Genomic DNA, 15,082 nt, shown 5'->3' on the forward strand with positions numbered 1-15,082 from the left:
GTTACGACGTTATAGTGATAGTTGGAAATTAAAATAGCGATAATTTGACGTTAAATCGCCTAAACGTGGATGTCTAGCAAGCTGCCAATGATTTCATTGTTTTTCTCTATGACAGACGTGCCAACTCGGTTATAACCAGCGGCTTGTGCGAGGTTGATGAGAGATTCAACTTTTTGAGAGGGAAGGCTAGGTGTTGAGGCTGTTATTGCGACATCCGCAACCGCAGCTAAATCGATGTTGTGATCAGAAAGCTCTTCTTTTACCTTACTTACATTATTGCTAATGCCATGTGCAGCTTTCTCGGTCATTTGTTGTGACATCTGAACGATGTGGTGTCCAGATTGAATTCCCGATACAGGCATATCACTACTCCCAACATTATGATAGTGAGAGCATAGGTGGAGTTTATAAAACGTTCAAGTGTTTTATATCAATGACTTGATTAGGCAAACAGTTTGGCAAGCATTTCTCTTTCTTCACCAGATAGAACCGGTTTTTGCGCTTTATTTAGTTTCACGCTGATCTCACCTTGTAATGACTTTAACTGACTTGCCGTTAAATCACTGAGCTTTTGTTTAAGTTCATTAAATTGTTGTGCGTTCATCTCAATACCTTCGTCGTGATTCGGTTTATCCATCGTTGCCCGAAATTCTTCATCCTTTGGATACAACATATTTATTCAACCAAAATAGATTAGAATTTGATCGATTGCTTTTTGTCCGAATATTGTCAAGGTGTGTTAAGTGATACGTCAGATTTTTCCTAAGAAGGTACATAATTACCCACTTTGGGGTAGGTGGAAACGTAAAAAGAAAAAGGGAAGCGATATAGCGCTTCCCTCTTACATATGGTTTGAATGTTACTAACTTACTCTGACGGCAAACTTGCTAGCAAGTGAATGAAGCTCTGGGAGCATGCGATAGATAAGATGGAGTTGTTGCAATACCATGCGGGCAGAGCTGTCGTCTTCATCGCGCCATTCGTTTAAGCGTTGCTCGAGTCCAGCATCATCAATATTAGATAGGTCACACTCCTCACAATGCTGGTGAAGCTGTTTATGAAGTACATCCAGATGCTGATGAATACAACGGTGAGCATCTAAAACGAGTTTATGAATTGACTCATCTTCGATGCGAGTTCTGTGCGCGCCTAATGCAGAAATATAGTTCAACATTGCGTGATTTAACGTTAGGAAGCGAAAACTTTCATCAACAGCTGCGCGATATTTGCCAGGCTCCGCCAGCATCGTACTAATCGCAGAAGAGAGTGAGGCATCATTATTGTGGGCCTGGCGGCGAGCGATACGGTAGCTCAAATTGTCTTTCTTGCCGATTCTATACTGACCAATGATCTGATCGAGATACTGCTTGTTCGCCTCTATCGCATCCGACATAACTTTGTGAAGCCTTCTCGACTGCCAGTCGGGCAAAATAACTAATACAGCTCCTACTGCAAGCACACACCCGATGAGGGTATCTGCTAGTCGAGGAAGGACAACTGCGTAACCTTCACCTAGTTGATTAAATAAGAAGAGGACGAGCAGTGTAATAAAACCAGTCGCGTACCCATAGTTGTTCATCCGGAAGGCGAAAAACATCACACCAGAGATAACGATAAATACTAACTGGCTTTCTTGAGAAGGGAAAAAAGTCAGCAATGGTACACCAATCAACAAACCAGCTAATGTACCTATTACTCGCGCCGTCAATTTTTGGCGAGTGGCACTGTAGTTCGGTTGGCATACGAATAAAGTGGTTAAGAGTATCCAGTAACCTCGGTCGATGTTGAATATTTGAATGATTCCATAGCCAATCGTTAAGGCAATTGACATACGTAATGCATGCCGAAACAGCATCGAATCTTTGTGTAAATTTGCTGATATACGCTGCCACATCGCTTTTAGCGTGTGTGGGTTGGTATCGGCGAGGGTATCTTCTTCGAGGCCTTCAACATCTGGGTTGTTAATGTTATTAAGTTGTTTTTCTACCGTCGCTAAGTTATTGAATAAATATGTTAACTGCATCAGCAGACGTTTCCAGTGCCCTTGCTTTTGTTCTTCTAGATAAGCAAGAGAGTTTTGTACTTCAGCTAATGCCAGAATAGATTGATCGGTATGGGAGTATTCATTTCCTAGCTGAATGGCTAGTGCAATATCACGACACGCTTGGGCTTGAGACTCCAAAAGATATTTAAAACGAAACAGCACATCAGAACGTTCAAATTCGGTCGCTAAATCCTGATAGCGATAATGGCTAGAACTGACGCGTTCGTGAATGTCTTGAGCGATGAAATAAATATTTAAAAATCGGTCACTAGGCCCATCAATGTGACCCCGTTTCGATCGGTTAAGTAATGTGGTTTTACAAGCGTTTAGTGCCGTAACCGTGGCAGCATTGCATTTTGCAGCTTCAATCCGCAGCGGTTGTGGCGTCAAGTTGGTCACAGGGTGAAAAAGCTTGGCTTTCGCATCAAGATAATTCGCCATTTGGAAGAACACATTGGCTAAGCTTTGTTGCACCGGTTGAAGAGGCCAAAATATCTGCCAAATCATGGACATGAAGTAATACCAGGCGGCACCAGTTAAAAGCAGTAGTGGCTGAAACCAAATGTTGGTGCTTTCATGTGCGCCAAGCATAGTATAAATAGCGATCAGCAACGAACCAAAAGCAATACTCGCGTACTTAGGACCTATCGCCCCAAGAATGATGAAGCCGAAGGTTGAGATAAATAATCCCAACGCAAAAGCCCAAGGGGTATCGAACAAGATTTCAATTGAAAAAGCAGCAAGCGCAAAACAGAGAAAGGTGAGAATCAGAGCCTTGATGCGTCCAGTGAAACTGTCATCACTTTCAGCCAAAGCAGCAGCAATAACGCCTAATATTAATGGCGTTATCAGCGTGTTTTGCTCGAAATACCAAGTTGGGATAACCACACCCAATAAGGTGATGAGGATAAGAACGCTGTAATTTATCGTCTTGTTTGCCCAATATAGCCGAAATTTAGAAGTTGCTTGCACAATGCGCCTTATGTTTCCGATGAAGAACAGGGGGAATACTACCAGACCCACTATAGCGCGTTTATGATTTACTTTAAGAAAAATTCGTGGTTGCTGATAAAATCAGCAGGGATGTCATTGACTTATATTAAAGCTGCCAGGTCATGTATTGAGGATTGTAAAGCCAGCTTCAAATAACCTCAGCTTTAGGTTATTAAATCGACAGTAATGTGAATTTTATTAAAGAATAGAAGAAGAAGCTTACTTAGGAGCTCGCCGTTGCTACAATTTAGCGCCTTAAAATGATATAAATCGACAACTTCTAAACTAAAAGGCGCACGTTTCATGCAGCTTACTGCCACTAGCAAAGCACAGTTTTTTATTCAAAATGAGTACCATCACGTCGAAATAAAAGAGAACAGTGTTTTATTAAGCTCGATAGGCAGTGAAGAACATATTCCTTTTACGATCTGGAATGGCAAAGTTAGCGTAAAGCGTGGGTTATTATGGAGCTCTTTACAGTTTTTTGCTCATGAACACGAAGGCAAACAACAAAGCTGGCTAGTCCAAGGTTTACCGTGGCCACAATGCCGAAAGTTCGCGCTTGAGGCCGTTCGTCAATATCAAGAGTGGCACAACACTCAGTGCCGAAAACTGGCTGAGTATCTACCTAAGTGGGAAGAAGAGCTTTACAAACTAAAGCACTTGCCTGCTTACTTATCGCATTCTCAAGTGGTCTCCTGGGTTGAAAGTCTTAACCAAGAGTTAAGCGAGATGAAAACCACCCTAGAAGAAGCCAAAATGCGAATGCCGAATCGTATGTCGCAAATAGAGCCTTGGCTCATTGATACCTCTGAGGCGCTTGGTGAGCGTAATCGCGATTGGCTAGAAGCAGAACGTCCAAATTGGGAAGTGCTGTTTAATCAAATTGAATCCTCTCCTTTGAATTTATCCCAGCAATATGCGGTATTACTCAACGACGACCACAACTTAGTTCTTGCTGGTGCCGGCTCGGGCAAAACCAGCGTTTTAACCGCACGAGTTGCCTATTTGTTGCAAAGCCATCAGGCTCAAGCAGAAGAGCTTCTCATGTTAGCGTTCGGTCGTGATGCGGCGACTGAAATGAAAGAACGCTTAGTAGATAAAGTGGGCATGGCGGCAGACGGTGTGCGCGTCAACACATTCCATCAGTTGGGCTTGTATATTCTTAAACAAGTCGAACAGCAACCTGTCGAAATTAGCCCTTTAGCGTTGGACGAAAATCAACGAACGGCATGGTGTGTAGACTGGTTGAAAAAACATTGGATGACACCCACCAACTTTAAACGTTGGCAAAAACATTTAGACAAATGGCCGATTGCGTACCTAAAAGGGGATGATGAGTTAGGAAGCCATTCAGAAAATCCAAAACTGATCGCTTGGCTAGATTCGCAGCTGTCTCATTTAGCGGCGGTAGGGTTGACCAAAAAGCAAGTACAAGAAAAGCTCGTAAACCACCAAGACTATACGCGTTTAAATAGTGAACTCGCCTTATGCTGGCCATGTTTTACAGCGTGGCAGAAAATGCTTAAAGAAAGCAACCAAGTGGATTTCCCAACCATGATCAGTCGTGCGACAGATTATGTAAATAAAGGGAAATTTGTCTCCCCATGGCGCTTCATTATGATCGATGAGTACCAAGATATCTCTCCAGTCCGTTTAGCACTGATTGAAGCACTGTGCGAATCCACACAGAAACAAGCGGGTGCGACGTTGTTTGCGGTTGGTGATGACTGGCAGGCCATCTATCAGTTTGCTGGTGCGGACGTCGATCTTATCACTGGCTTTAAAGAACGCTTTGCTCACTCTACCGTTCATCACTTAGATACAACTTATCGTTTCAACAATCAGATTGGTGATGTAGCGAATACATTCGTGCAGCAAAACCCATCGCAGTTGCCGAAAACACTAAACAGCCACAAACAACGCAAGCAGAAGAGCGTACATACCGCGCCGAGCAATCAAGTGGAAAAGATCTTGGATCACTTGAATCAGCAAGCCAAGCAAACCAAGTCAGTTTTATTGCTAGGACGTAACCATTATCATAAGCCCGATTTGTTCGACGATTGGTTGCGGCGTTTCCCTAATCTCGATATTCGCTTTATGACTTGCCATGCGAGTAAAGGACGCGAAGCTGACTTTGTGATTATTCTTTCTGTGGATGAGGGGCAATTCCCCGCTAAGAAGAAGCAAATTCACATTGATGGTGCGTTGACGGAGTCCAAAGACAAATTCCCTTACGCAGAAGAGCGCAGGCTATTTTACGTGGCGATTACACGTGCGAAAGAGAAGGTTTGGATTACGCATACTGGTGCGGGATCTGCATTCGTTCAAGAGCTGGTTAATGGTGACTATCCCATCGTGACTTCCCGTTAAATGCAACGTTTAGAATGTTAAAAACAGTAAAGGCGATACTTGGTATCGCCTTTGCTTTATTTGGTTAGCATCAAAGCTTACATGCGCTCAGCAAGATAGGCTTCGTAATCCGGCACTTCGATGTCTACTTCTTGCTCAAGAAGAGGGGAGTTAAACAGGAACTTAGCGGTGGCTCGGTTCGTTGCTACAGGAATATTCCAAACACTAGCAATACGAAGAAGCGCTTTAACGTCTGGGTCGTGAGGTACGGCATTCAGTGGATCCCAAAAGAAAACGAGAACGTCGATTTTGCCTTCTGAAATAAGAGCGCCTAGTTGTTGATCACCGCCCATCGGACCACTGATCATGCTCTTGATCGCAAGTCCAGTTTCTTTACTCAGCATGTGTCCTGTTGTGCCAGTTGCGTAAAGGAAGTGACTCTGTAGCTTTTCTTTGTTTTCTTTTACCCAGCGAAGTAGCTCAGGTTTGCAGTTGTCGTGAGCAACCAAAGCCACATGTTTATGGGTTGGCATGGTACGAATGGTTTTTTGCATCAAGATGTTTCCGTTTGTATGATTTTAAAATTGTTGTGACTCAATAGAACACGTTTTTGGTCTTTCAATCAACAGCCTTAACACGGAATGTCGGCCTATATTCTGACGGAGATAACGATTCTTCGATCGTGTCGTCATGAAGCGTCTTCGGAGTCAGTGGTTTGATGGTTGGTGAGGCATGTTTGTCATAAGCTTCACCTCTTAAGTAATGCGTTGCTTGCATCACGGAAAGCCGACCTTGCTGCACCATTTTATCTGTTGGTGCGAAGAGTACTTTGTTACGTAACAGGCCTCGATATACACCATGACTTAAGTACACAGAAACTAAACCGATCTCCTCAGTTTTGCCGGCACTGCGCAGCTCACTGATGGCCGCTTCAATCGCCACTGCACTGCCAACAATGTAATCTATATTTCCCATATCGATCACACGTTGAACTAGGTTACGTTGTAACTCCTTGTCGTTGTCTGCCCAAAATGAGTCAACAATGTTGATATCACTTCCTTGTATCGCTTCATAAAATCCGGCAGTAACGGGTTTCGTACCACCACGAGTTCGCGGCCCCAAAAGTAAGGCAATGTTGGTTTTTCCTGACCCCTTTGGATGGCGAGCTGCCAAATATTGACCCGCTTCGTATCCCATCCAATGCCAGTCAACACCGACAGTCCCTTTTAGCAACTCACTTTGTTCTTCATCCAAGTCGAGTTGGTTCACAGTAGCAAAAACGGGAGTATTCCCCACCCAATTTTTAAGTGAATGCTCGTAAGCCTGTGGGTCCACGGTCCCAAGGATAACCGCATCTGCTCCCCATTGGTTACACAGTGCGAGTTGTTGTTCTTGACGGGTTTTGTTTGGGTAGCCGCCCGCTTCAAGGACTCGTAGCTCGACACCTTCTCTTTTCGCTTCGGACACCATTCCATAGTTTACTGACAACCAGTATGAATCCTTTAGGTGAGGGTATATTGCACATATTTTCTCTGCGGCAACCGCTGGCAAAGAAGCAACTAGGGTTAAAGTGGCTGCAGAATGTTTGAAAAATGTGCGAAATGCGTGTTGATTTTTAACCATGAAATGAAGTTCGTTGGCATAGATTAAGTAAACACTGCAAAATATAACGTAATATGTCGCTGAACACGAACATTAAGGTCATGAAAATATGCTGCTAGCAACTGCAAGCATCGGTCGTAAACTTTTGTTGTCTTTCATTGCGATGGCAATACTGGTCATTTTATCGGCACTTATTGGTGTGTCTGGATTTTCTTTGGTTGCCAAAACCGAAAGAAATGTCGTGGATTCTGCGATTCCCGCCATGATTGAGGCGAGACAAGTCTCTGAGTTGAGTACTCGTATTATTTCGTCTGTACAAATGTTGTCGAACGCAAGAAACGAGCAGGAAAGAAAGGAGTCAGGGCGAGTGCTGTTCGAACAGCTCGAGTCTTTACTCACTCACATCAAGGAGCTCGGGAGTGAGTCGTTCGATTCTCAATTGTTAGAAGCTTTAGAGAATAACGTCCAGAACGTTATCGACAATTTGGCAGAACTCGGTGTTTCGGTTGAAAAAAAGCTGTGGCTTGCAAAAGAGATAGATACTCGTGTTGAAGAAATGCGTCTGCTCAGTGAAGAGCTAGAACAACTAACTCGTACGCAAGTTCAGAATACAAGCACCATTGCTGTTGCTAACGTCACGCATATTTATGACTTATTAGAATCGAATAAAAAATCGCAAGTTTATCAGGCGCTAGATGCACTGGTGGAGGTCGATCTTGATCTGACTGAGCGATTGCATGAACTGCACTTGTTGGCCTTTAAAATGTTGAATCAGATTGAAGAGGCTCGGACATTAACGAATATTGAGCGAATTCAACAGGTTCAAAGTGATTTCGATAGCAACCTCAAAATCATGCAACGCCGTGTACTCGCTGTGGAAGATCCTACGCGCTCTAAGCAAATGAGCCAACTGCTCATAGAGCTTGGTAAGCGTCAGGTCGTATTTTCTATACTGATGCAGCAATACGAGAATAACGAACAGTCACAACAACTGATGCAAAAGACATTAGAGTTGTTCTCAGAGCTTAATGGCACGGTCAACAAATTGGTTGATGATTCAAACAAAACCACTACCGTCGCTGTAGACCAATTGACCAGCACACTGAAATTCGCTCAGTGGTCTCTAACCGTTATTTCAATTGTTGGTTTGATTGTATTGGTGCTGATTTTATGGCGTGTGGTGTACCTTTCTGTTGTGAAGCGGTTAGCGGAATATTCCGCTGCGTTGCTGTCTGTGGCACAGGGTAACTTAGCGGTTGAGTTGGAAGTGAAAGGCAAAGATGAGTTGGCGCATATGGGGCAGGCCATCATCACGGCTCGTAATACCGCGCAAGCACTAAAAGTGGTAGCAGAGGGTGAAGCTCAAGCCAAGCGAGAGCTTGAGGAGCATAAAGAGCATTTAGAAGAGCTTGTTGAGCAACGCACTTCGCAGTTAAAACGAGCAAACCGCCGTTTGAATGAAGAGGTTTTGAATCACGCTAAAGCTCGCAAGCAAGCAGAGCAAGCGAGCCGAGCAAAATCGGCATTCTTGGCGACGATGAGCCATGAGATAAGAACGCCAATGAACGGAGTGTTGGGGACAGCACGCTTGCTGATTGACTCAGGCCTCAACCCAATTCAAAAGCGTTATGCAGAAATCATTAATCGTAGTGGTAAAACGCTGCTCGCGATCCTTAATGATGTACTGGATTACTCCAAGATTGAAGCGGGGCATTTAGAAATTCGTCACATGGGCTTCGATTTACACCAAATGGTGGAGGACACTTTCCAGTTAATGAACAGTCGAGCACAAGAGAAGAAGCTGCTGTTCTCCTACCATATTGAAAGTGATGTTAGTCGCTACTGGAAAGGGGATGTCACCAGAATCAGTCAGGTGCTGAACAATCTCGTTGGTAACGCGATTAAGTTCACTGACGAAGGAGAAATTGATATCTACGTTAGCCTGAACCCTGAGGACGAGTCGCAAGTCCTGTTTGAAGTATCAGACACTGGAATAGGAATTGCCAAAAAATACCAGAGAACGTTGTTTGATGCCTTCACGCAAGCTGAAGGTGGGATGAGCCAAACTGGAGGTACGGGGCTTGGACTTGCCATCAGTAAGCGAATCATTGAAGCGATGGGCGGTGTTTTAGAAGTCGATTCCGAAGAGGGAAATGGTAGCCGATTCTGGTTCTCTATTCCGTTAGAGGAAAGCGAACCTGTTGAAACAGGAACCGTGGCAACCGCACGTTGCAAAGTGAAAGCAAAGGTCTTGCTAGTAGAAGATAATGAAGTCAACCGAGTGGTCGCGGAAGGTTTTCTAGAAAGCATGGGGCATCAAGTCGTGATGGCGGAAAACGGCTCACAAGCAGAGCAACTGATCAGCACACAGGATTTTGATATCGCTTTAGTCGACATCAACCTCCCTGATTGTGATGGAACTGAGTTGATCCAACGCTTAAAGCGGATTGAGTGTGATAAGCCGGCCAATAAAGCGCTTGCCGTCACGCCAATGATTGCAGTGTCTGCGCACGTTTTTGCGGAAGAAGTTGAGCGCTATCTAGCCGCTGGTTTTGACGGATACTTGCCTAAGCCATTGGCAAAAGAGGCACTCGCGGCATTGATTCAGGATGCGCTAGACGGAAAGCCGTTGTTGTTGCCACAAAATGCCGACTGTACCCCGTTTGATCAAATTTCGCCTCAAGAACAAGAGCTACAATCAAAGGTCGTTCAAGCACCCCAAAAAAAGGAACCCGATGTGGTTATCATTAATCCGAGCGTGATTGAGTCCGATATGAAAATCTTGGGCAGAGATAAGATGTTGCACATTATTAATCTGTTTAGAGCCACCAGCACCGATGTATTAAGCAAGCTGCAAGCGTCTGCTGAGGACAATGATAGTAAAGAAGTAAAGAACCTTGCCCATAAATTAAAGGGCAGTGCAGGAAGTTTAGGACTAACTGCGTTAATGAACGCTTGCCAAGCAATTGAAGCCGCGCCTCAACCTCTAGATACCTATAATGCGACTAAAGATGATTTAGTTTCTCAAGTGTCTGCATCAATTCAAGCTCTGGATGAGTTAATGGCGAAGTAATCCATCGAGCATTGAAAATAAAAAAACCTCCGGCTTTCCGGAGGTTTTTTCTATTCGGTCATGTCATCTTCCCACTCGAATCGAGTGTCTAGGGCATAAGGGTCATCATCAAAAGGATGTTCCACTTTGCCACGCAAGTATTCGAGTTGATGCTCAAGCATATTGACCGTTTCGTAGTCTCCCTCAGAACAAGCAACGTAAATCTGTTGTTCAAGAGCGGCAATGTTATCTCGGATACCCATGAGAACCCCCTTAAATCATCATCGATTCTCAAAACGATTATAGTCAAGTAATCCAAATTCGATCGGTTGTTTTGTACGGTACCAATTGTGTAAACGATCGCTAAATGACCAGAATTTTTCTGAGCTTCTACGAATCGCAAAATTATCCAATAACTTAACGTAATCGGACTCGTTTTGGATGGCACTAAATTGATCGACAAAATCTTTTACTTGGTTTTCGTTGATCGAGAAAAATGCCGCAGGGTAGCTTCCCACAACGCCGCGTACAATGGTCATATCATCGTTAGCAAAGTCACGGTTACTTTCTTCATCAAACAAGCTAGAGATGTTTGTGTGTGCATTGTTGTGAAGTAAGGTGAACAGTTCATCTTCCCCTGATTGACTTCTCACCATAAGCATAGTGATTTGCGGAACGGTTTTTAGGCCTTCACCACGAACGTGGTCAATACGTTTTAGTTGCTTTTCACTACTCGCAGAAAGAGCCGTGCCTTGAATTTCGTAGCGAGGCAGAAGCACATCTGAAACATGTTCGCTCAACAACTCCACCAACTCCGTTTTTGGATCGTCACTCTTATACTGAACGCTGGTTGGTTGGTTAAACGGCTTCACATTTCGTTGTAAAAAGTCACTCAACTGCGGGCTTTGATCTTTATACCAGCTAGATTGAAGTTCATGGCGCATATCGGCGGGTAACAACGAGATAAAGTTACTTTCGCCTTCTAGACGCAAGAAGTCCATAAACATTCGTGTCATGAGCTGATGGCCGAAGTTACCGTAAACGTCAAACCCAGCAACAAGCAAATAGTGGATACGCTCTAGTAGCGCGTAGTCAAGAATCCACACTGTTTTAGGCTGCTCACCAACTAACCCTTGAACAACAGAAGCACTATCAAAATGGCGGAATATCGTTAATGCCGCATTATGGTTGGTGCCATTACCATCCCAAATTACATCGGTGGATAGGTTTTCACCTTCTTTAAACCAGTTATTAGTGAACTCAGATTTAGCCTCTAGGTAGCGAGCTTGTTGACGCGCGTACTTGACCCAGTTGGTAACAGGTAGCGTGTTACTTTCTTGCTCTGCCGGTAGTTTTAGATTATCAGCCTGAGATCGGTAAAACTCATTTACTTCTGGGATGTCTGCTTTATCTGGATCAAGGAAAAACACCCAAAAGCGATCATTGATAACATTCAATGCCAGTTGGCCACGACAAACTGGGCCTTTGATGTATGCCATTATTGTATTTTGCGCATTATCTAGCATGAACTTAAAGCGCGACTTCACTGGAAGGTCGATGAATGATGTCATCGGGTTTGCAGCAACTTCTGGTTCATAACTCGGTAGCTGACTAACCATGTAATCAGCATCAATAAACCAAGTTTTCCAGTTCTCTATGCGTTGCTTGTTTAACGCGAATGGCATGTGAGTTTTATCTACTATGGTCCCTTGCTCTGGAATAATTCGATAAAACACGCGTTCAACCCCTGGATCATCATACGGGCGACGCGTTGAAATACGTTTTACGGGCTGTCCTGGTGGTGTAGCAGAGCGGACGAGCGTGAAGAATCGGGGATCTTCATCGAGTTCCGAAAAGTAGAGATGAGATAAAAACAAATGCTCATATATATACCTAGCCATCAGCTGATTTTTCAAATCAGAGTGGTTAAGTAATGCTTCGTACTTATCTATTTGCGCTTGCTCATTCTCACTAACAGGTTGGTGAACGTTCATTATTGCGCCGTTTTCCAACCAAGTCATGAGTGTGTGGTATTCACTGTTTGATAGATTTGGCATACCAAAAGGCATGCCCCAGGTTGGGTTATCCTTTTCGTATTGCTCGTATTCTTCAATCGTTGGACAGGTTTGCTCTCGGTCTATCGAAAAGTCAAAGCCTTCTAACTGGACTTGGTCAGGCAATGGGTGGCGCTCTTTTTGCTGTAGCAAACGTGCGATAAGGCCTGCGTCAATGTTGGCTGCCATGCTTTGATCACGTTCGTTGAGAACCGGATGAAAACCCGCATCGCGCCACTCTTGGGTTGTTTCTGCATCTTCGAATAAGCGTGTTGGTGCTGCGGCTGTGAGTCTTGTTCCTTCATATACCAGTGCTTTACTCGCACCACGGTCAATGCCCTCAACAGAAGTGAGCTTAAGCTGACATGGTGCATCGTAGCACGCGTGGCAGACGACACAGCGGTTATCCATAATGGGTTTAACTTCGCTTTGGAAGAAGTTTGCTTGAGGGGTTTCCACGTCAACAGTGCGTTCACGCACGAGCTGTGGACCAAACAGTTGATCATAGTTAAGACCAGCATAGGTTGCACAGCCGGCAAACAAAGTAGCAATGCAAAGTGTAAAAATTAAGCGCAAATTCATTGAGTTATTTTACGTGATTAGAATTTGCATTAATTAAAGCAAAATAAGCGGTCAATTACCAAAAGTTGGGTCAATTAGCTTTAATTTTTCTGTTGATTGTCTGAGCGCTTGAAAATGTAACCCTGGCGGTGGACTGTCTGAATTCTGTCTGTCGGAACGCCTTCGTGAACTAGACGCTTTCTCATTCTGCTCATGTGCATATCGAGTGCTCGATCATGTTCAGTAAATTCACGTTTTAGTACTGTTTCGTAAAGAAAATGCTTACTAAGTACTTGATCTTGATGGTGAGTGAGAGTTTGCAGCAGCTTAAATTGAATGCTTGTTAACTGAACAGATTTCTTGTTTGGCAAGTAATTGAGTACCACAGAGTGAGTGCGCTTATCTAGTAATAGCTCCTCATCATTATGGTGAACGCCGTTGTGTTGGCATTGGGAAGTTTTTCCATTTGAAACCTTGGAGTCAAGCACACGGGTACCTTAATTATTAATAGTAGTAAAACGTATTATCATTAATATTTATGTAAAAGCAATCAGGTACTTTATGAGCACTGTGATATGCGTAGACAATCTTAATACTTGAGATTACCAGTAGTGATGAATGGTGCGATGGCGCTCTGAACTAAAGTGCTATTGGAGTGCGTATTAGCTACAAATAACGGTGTAATGTTAGGCAAAGATAGAAAGAATTCTCATTTAGTAAATTCGCTTATCCGCTATTTGTGAACTATACATTCTGTTGCAGGAAGCACTTTTCTAATACACACAGAGGTTTATATGACAGCGAAATATGGCGTTAAACGCCGATTAGCGATTCTTGCCGCCGCTTTAATCGGTGCGACAAGTAGCAGTATCGCAGCAGAGAAACCAAATATTCTCGTCATTTGGGGTGATGATATTGGCCAGTCCAATCTCAGTGCTTACACGTTTGGCTTGATGGGGTACAAAACACCAAATATAGATAGTATCGCCAAAGAAGGCATGATGTTCACTGACTATTACGGTGAGCAATCTTGTACAGCGGGCCGTTCTACTTTCATTACGGGCCAAACCGTTCTTAGAACAGGTTTGAGTAAAGTGGGGCTTCCAGGTGCTGATCTTGGCTTGAAGGAAGAGGACGCAACCATTGCCGAAATGCTGAAGCCGATGGGCTATATGACAGGGCAATTTGGTAAAAACCACTTAGGTGATAAAGATGAGCACCTTCCTACTAATCACGGCTTCGATGAATTTTTTGGCAACCTTTATCACTTGAACGCCGAGGAGGAGCCAGAAAACGTCGATTATCCTAAAGATCCTGAGTTTCGTAAAAAGTTCGGTCCGCGCGGCGTTATCCGTTCGTACGCTGATGGCAAAATTGAGGATACAGGACCTCTAACTCGCAAGCGCATGGAAACCGTGGATGAAGAGACGTTAGATGCGGCACTCGACTTTATGGATCGTGCCGTCAAGGCTGAAAAACCTTTCTTTGTCTGGTGGAACGCAACTCGTATGCACTTCCGTACTCATGTGAAAGAAGAGAACTCTGGAAAAACAGGTATCAGCGAGTATGCAGATGGTATGGTCGAGCATGATAACCATGTAGGTCAGCTACTGAAAAAAGTGGATGATTTGGGTATTAAAGACAACACAATCGTCTTTTACTCCACCGATAATGGCCCACACATGAACTCGTGGCCAGATGCAGGTACAACGCCATTCCGTGGAGAGAAAAATACCAACTGGGAAGGTGCGTACCGAGTTCCTGCGATGGTACGTTGGCCGGGTAAAATTAAAGCTGGCTCTGTTTCGAATGATATCATGCATCACATGGACTGGATGCCAACGTTCGTTGCTGCCGCGGGTGATGACAATATCAAAGAGAAATTGCTCAAAGGTTATAGTGCGAATGGTAAGAAATTCAAAGTTCACCTAGACGGCTATAACTTCCTACCATATTTGACTGGTAAAGAGGATAAGGCCCCACGAGAAGAAATTTTTTACTTCTCAGATGATGGAGACTTAACTGCACTTCGCTATAACAAATGGAAGCTGGTCTTTATGGAGCAACGAGCAAAAGGCACGTTGCGTATTTGGGCTGAACCATTCACCACACTTCGTGTTCCTAAGATCTTCAACTTGCGTATGGATCCTTACGAAGTGGCTGATATCACTTCTAACACTTACTATGATTGGATGCTAGACCGTGCTTACATGCTTGTTCCTGCGCAAGCTTACGTAGGCAGATTCCTTGAAACGTTTAAAGAGTTCCCACCAAGGCAAAAAGCAGCAAGCTTCTCGCTCGATCAAGTGATGGAGAAACTAAAAGAGAACCCAAATAAGTAGGAAAAGCTAAGTGAAGTATCACATCTAGAAAGAGGCTCATTAACGTGAGCCTCTTTTTTTATCTGTAAAATTCTATCTATTC

11 protein-coding genes are annotated in these 15,082 nt (G+C 43.9%); 3 read left to right on the forward strand and 8 right to left on the reverse strand.

All coding sequences use genetic code 11. The annotated features are described in order from the left end of the window. Positions 1–59: 59 nt before the first annotated feature. From R7Q47_RS07595 to yccS, 3 genes are all read right to left on the reverse strand, one after another. A complete protein-coding gene (locus tag R7Q47_RS07595) occupies positions 60–362 on the reverse strand; it encodes a hypothetical protein (RefSeq protein WP_248486392.1) in 303 nt (100 codons plus the stop codon). Positions 363–442: 80 nt separating this feature from the next. Further along, positions 443–673: a hypothetical protein gene (locus R7Q47_RS07600; RefSeq protein ID WP_248486594.1), complete on the reverse strand. Its 231-nt coding sequence runs from the start codon at positions 671–673 to the stop codon at positions 443–445. A gap of 189 nt (positions 674–862) precedes the next feature. After that, positions 863–3,016: a YccS family putative transporter gene (gene yccS / locus R7Q47_RS07605; RefSeq protein WP_005376573.1), complete on the reverse strand. Its 2,154-nt coding sequence runs from the start codon at positions 3,014–3,016 to the stop codon at positions 863–865. A gap of 324 nt (positions 3,017–3,340) precedes the next feature. Here yccS and helD point away from each other — a divergent pair, with 324 nt between their 5' ends. Further along, positions 3,341–5,410, forward strand: coding sequence for a DNA helicase IV (gene helD / locus R7Q47_RS07610; RefSeq protein ID WP_318088854.1), 2,070 nt, complete (start codon positions 3,341–3,343; stop codon positions 5,408–5,410). Between the two features lie 77 nt (positions 5,411–5,487). Here the strand turns inward: helD and R7Q47_RS07615 are convergent, their stop codons facing one another. Then, positions 5,488–5,943 carry a methylglyoxal synthase gene (locus R7Q47_RS07615; RefSeq protein ID WP_005376571.1) on the reverse strand — a complete coding sequence of 152 codons (456 nt, stop codon included), beginning with the start codon at positions 5,941–5,943 and terminating at the stop codon, positions 5,488–5,490. A gap of 64 nt (positions 5,944–6,007) precedes the next feature. Beyond that, complete coding sequence (gene torT, locus R7Q47_RS07620; RefSeq protein WP_318088870.1) at positions 6,008–7,057, reverse strand: TMAO reductase system periplasmic protein TorT; 1,050 nt, start codon at positions 7,055–7,057, stop codon at positions 6,008–6,010. A gap of 43 nt (positions 7,058–7,100) precedes the next feature. Here torT and torS point away from each other — a divergent pair, with 43 nt between their 5' ends. Next, a complete protein-coding gene (gene torS, locus R7Q47_RS07625) occupies positions 7,101–10,064 on the forward strand; it encodes a TMAO reductase system sensor histidine kinase/response regulator TorS (RefSeq protein WP_318088856.1) in 2,964 nt (987 codons plus the stop codon). A gap of 50 nt (positions 10,065–10,114) precedes the next feature. Here the strand turns inward: torS and R7Q47_RS07630 are convergent, their stop codons facing one another. From R7Q47_RS07630 to R7Q47_RS07640, 3 genes are all read right to left on the reverse strand, one after another. Next, the gene (locus R7Q47_RS07630; protein WP_005376565.1) at positions 10,115–10,306 is read right to left on the reverse strand and encodes a hypothetical protein; all 192 of its coding nucleotides are present in this window, start codon (positions 10,304–10,306) and stop codon (positions 10,115–10,117) included. 18 nt (positions 10,307–10,324) lie between these two features. Beyond that, a complete protein-coding gene (locus tag R7Q47_RS07635) occupies positions 10,325–12,679 on the reverse strand; it encodes a fatty acid cis/trans isomerase (protein ID WP_206958799.1) in 2,355 nt (784 codons plus the stop codon). Between the two features lie 80 nt (positions 12,680–12,759). Continuing rightward, entirely contained in the window at positions 12,760–13,146 is a 387-nt protein-coding gene (locus R7Q47_RS07640) for a winged helix-turn-helix domain-containing protein (RefSeq protein WP_005376561.1), read from the reverse strand. Between the two features lie 306 nt (positions 13,147–13,452). On the opposite strand from R7Q47_RS07640, the gene R7Q47_RS07645 reads away from it, so the two are divergent. After that, positions 13,453–15,000 (forward strand): arylsulfatase, encoded by a 1,548-nt coding sequence (locus R7Q47_RS07645; RefSeq protein ID WP_005376560.1) that lies wholly within the window; start codon positions 13,453–13,455, stop codon positions 14,998–15,000. The last annotated feature ends 82 nt before the right edge of the window (positions 15,001–15,082 follow it).

This window comes from Vibrio sp. Vb0349, assembly GCF_033338975.1.